General features: G+C 64.6%; 4 protein-coding genes. All 4 read right to left on the minus strand.

The window, feature by feature from the left end:
* Positions 1–91: 91 nt before the first annotated feature.
* Complete coding sequence (locus tag BRAS3843_RS32955; protein ID WP_008973554.1) at positions 92–1,333, minus strand: cysteine desulfurase; 1,242 nt, start codon at positions 1,331–1,333, stop codon at positions 92–94.
* A 3-nt stretch (positions 1,334–1,336) separates the two neighbouring features.
* Positions 1,337–2,662 (minus strand): Fe-S cluster assembly protein SufD, encoded by a 1,326-nt coding sequence (gene sufD / locus BRAS3843_RS32960; RefSeq protein ID WP_008973555.1) that lies wholly within the window; start codon positions 2,660–2,662, stop codon positions 1,337–1,339.
* A gap of 16 nt (positions 2,663–2,678) precedes the next feature.
* Positions 2,679–3,440: a Fe-S cluster assembly ATPase SufC gene (sufC, locus tag BRAS3843_RS32965; protein ID WP_008973556.1), complete on the minus strand. Its 762-nt coding sequence runs from the start codon at positions 3,438–3,440 to the stop codon at positions 2,679–2,681.
* Between the two features lie 37 nt (positions 3,441–3,477).
* Positions 3,478–3,742 (minus strand): SufD family Fe-S cluster assembly protein (locus BRAS3843_RS32970; RefSeq protein ID WP_035983614.1); only part of this gene is annotated, 265 nt, incomplete at its 5' end.

Raw genomic sequence — 3,742 nt, forward strand, 5'->3', positions numbered from 1 at the left:
CAAGGGGTCCCGCAAGGGGAGAGGGCGCATCGATTGGCATCGCTCCTACACGACTTCTACGCGGATCGCTGCTTCCCCGCGAGACGCACTGCTATGAAAAGAACTCCTGGGCCTTCTTCAACGCACGCACCAGCGCGTCGACCTCCTCGCGGGTGTTGTACATCGCAAAGGACGCGCGACAGGTCGCGGTGACGCCGAAGCGCTCCATCAGCGGCATCGCGCAATGCGTGCCTGCCCGCACGGCGACGCCGGAGCGATCGATCACGGTGGCAAAATCATGCGCGTGCGCGCCCTGCATCTCGAACGAAACGATCGCGCCCTTGTCGGCGGCATTGCCGATGATGCGAAGTGAGTTGATCTCACGCAGTTGCTCGGTCGCATAGGTCACCAGGTCGCGCTCATGCGCCGCAATCCGCTGCTTGCCGATCGAGGCCACATAGTCGATCGCGGCGCCCAGGCCTGCCGCCTCCACGATCGGCGGCGTGCCGGCCTCGAAACGGTGCGGCGGATCGCCATAGGTAACCCAGTCGCGGCTGACCTCACGGATCATCTCGCCCCCACCGTTGAACGGCGGCATCGCGGCCAGGAGCTCGCGCTTGCCGTAGAGCGCACCGATCCCGGTCGGGCCGTAGATCTTGTGACCGGTGATGCAGTAGAAGTCGGCATCGAGATCGCGGACATCGACCTCCAGATGCACGGCTCCCTGCGAGCCGTCGACGAGGACGGGAATGCCACGCGCATGCGCGATGGCGATCACCTCCTTGACCGGCACCACCGTCCCCAGCACATTCGACATCTGGGTGATCGCCACCATCTTGGTGCGCGGTGACAGCAGCTTCTCGAATTCGTCCAACAGGAAGTTGCCGTCGTCATCGACAGGAGCCCATTTGAGCACGGCGCCGTGCCGCTCCCGCAGGAAGTGCCACGGGACAATGTTGGCGTGGTGCTCCATGATCGACAGCACGATCTCGTCGCCCGGCCCGATCCGCTCGCGCCCAAAGGTCTGCGCCACCAGATTGACCGCCTCGGTCGCGCCGCGGGTGAAGACGATCTCCTCGGGACTTGCAGCGTTGAGGAAGCCGGCGACCTTGGCACGCGCGCCCTCATAGGCTTCGGTCGCCGCATTGGCGAGGTAATGCAGCCCGCGATGCACATTGGCATATTCGGACGTGTAGACCTGGTTCATCCGGTCCAGCACGGCCTTCGGCTTCTGCGCCGAGGCCGCGTTGTCGAGATAGACCAGCGGCTTGCCATGCACCCGCAGGCCCAGAATCGGGAAGTCCTCACGGACGCGGCCGATATCATAGCCGTCTCCGTTCACCGCCGCATGCATCGCCTACTCCCGCCGCCCGAGCCAGCCCAGCATCAGATCCGTCAGTGCGCCCTTGACGCGCTCATCAGCGGCACCCTCGATGACCTCTCCGACAAAGGCCTGGATCAGCAGCGCTTCCGCCTCCTTCGCGGGAATGCCGCGCGCCATCAGATAGAACCGCAGCTCCTCATCGATCGCACCGGTGGTGGTGCCGTGGCCGCATTGGACGTCATCAGCGAAGATCTCGAGCTCCGGCTTGCTGTCAGCCTCGGCCTCGTCGGACAGGAGCAGCGCGCGCGACATCATCTTGGCGTCGGTCTTCTGCGCGCCCGGGCTGACCGTGATCTTGCCCTGGAACACCGCGCGCGCGGTGTCGTCGACCACAGCCTTGAAGGTCTCGCGGCTCTGGCACTCCGCCGCGGCATGCTCGATCGACAAGGTCGCATCGGCATGCTGGGCGCCTTTGAGCAGACTGGCCCCCTTGATGTCGGCCACCGTGCCTTCGCCGGCCAGCCGGAGGAAAAGCTGGTTGCGAACAACGGCGCCGCCGAGCACGAATCCAAGCTGGTTGAAGCTTGCCCGGGCGCCGACATTCGCGAGCAGCGACGCGACGTGCAGTGCGCCATCCCCTTCGCGCGTCACCTTGATGTGGTCGATGCGCGCCTCGTCGCCGACAACGAGCTGCATCGCGGTATTCACCTGATAGTCCGAGCGGTCAGGCCCCTGATGGGTCTCGATGATGGTCGCGCTGGCCCCGCCGCCGATATTGACGAGCGAGCGAGTGAACATCGAGGTCGCGACCCAGTTGGTGGTCACGAACGCCACATGGATCGGCCGCGCCAGCGCGGTGCCCGGCGCGACGCAGATCACGACGCCATTGCCCGCCAGCGCAGTATTCAGGACCAGCGCCGGATCGTCTTCGGGAACGACGGCGCCGAGCCGCTGCGAGAGCAGCGGCTGGTCGGACGCGAGGGCATCTGCCATCGCATGGATGGTCAGGCCAGGTTCGAGATTGGCGAGATCGGACAACTCCGTGACGAAGGCGCCGTCGACGATCATCAGGCGACGGAAGCCGGCGCCGGCGAACAGGTCCTGCGCCTCACGTGCCTTCGCCTTGGCGGCGTCGTCCGGGAGCGAGGCAAGCCGCTTGGCTTCCTTCATCTGTCCGCGCAGATCGGTGTATTTCCAGGCCTCGATCCGGCGATGCGGCAGGCCGACGGCATTGAAGCGATCGAAGGCGGCAGAGCGGACCGCGGAGACCTCGTCGCCGCCGGGCAGGAATTTGCGCGCGGTCTGATAGAGATCGGCCAATCCCAGCTCAGCCTTGGTCTTGCGGATGGCAATGCCCATAACCCTGCCCTCGACCTTATGCCGCTTCGCTCTGATATTGCGCGTAGCCGGTTGCCTCCAGCTCCCGCGCCAGCTCCTTGTCTCCGGTGCGGACGATGCGTCCGGCCGCGAAGACATGCACGATATCGGGCACGATGTAGTCGAGCAGCCGCTGATAGTGCGTGATCACGATCATGCCGCGCCCGGCCGAGCGCAGCGCATTGACGCCGTTCGCCACCACCTTCAGCGCGTCGATGTCGAGACCGGAATCGGTCTCGTCGAGCACGCAGAGCTGCGGCTGCAGCAGCGCCATCTGCAGTGTCTCGTTGCGCTTCTTCTCGCCGCCGGAGAAGCCGACATTGAGCGGCCGCTTCAGCATGTCCGCATCGATGTTGAGCGTCTTGGCGATCTCGCGTACGCGCTTCAAAAGATCCGGCGATGACAGCTCCTCCTCACCTCGCGCCTTGCGCTGCGCGTTGAACGCGGTGCGCAAGAATGTCAGCGTTGCCACGCCGGGAATTTCCAGCGGATATTGGAAGGCCAGGAACACGCCCTTGGCGGCGCGCTCATCCGGCTCCATCGCCAGCAGATCTTCGCCATTGAGATAGACCTCACCGGCCGTCACCTCATAGCCCGGCTTGCCCGCGAGCACATAAGAGAGCGTGGACTTGCCGGCACCATTCGGTCCCATGATGGCGTGGATCTCGCCCTTGTTCACGGTGAGATCCAGACCCTGGATGATCTTCCGCCCGCCGGCGATCTCGGCGTGGAGTCCCTTGATTTCGAGCAAGGCCGTCATCGAACACTCCTTCTCTTGCTGCCTGGCGGCGCTTCTCTTATCCAACCGATCCCTCGAGCGAGATCGAGATCAACTTCTGTGCCTCGACCGCGAACTCCATTGGCAGCTGTTGCAGCACGTCCTTGACGAAGCCGTTGACCACGAGGCCGACGGCCTCCTCTTGGCTCAGCCCGCGCTGGATGCAGTAGAACAGCACGTCCTCGGAGATCTTCGAGGTCGTCGCCTCATGCTCGAACACCGCCGAGGAATTTTTCGCCTCGATATAGGGCACGGTGTGCGCGCCGCATTTGTCGCCGATCAGG

The organism is Bradyrhizobium sp. STM 3843, from assembly GCF_000239815.1.
Taxonomy (GTDB): domain Bacteria; phylum Pseudomonadota; class Alphaproteobacteria; order Rhizobiales; family Xanthobacteraceae; genus Bradyrhizobium.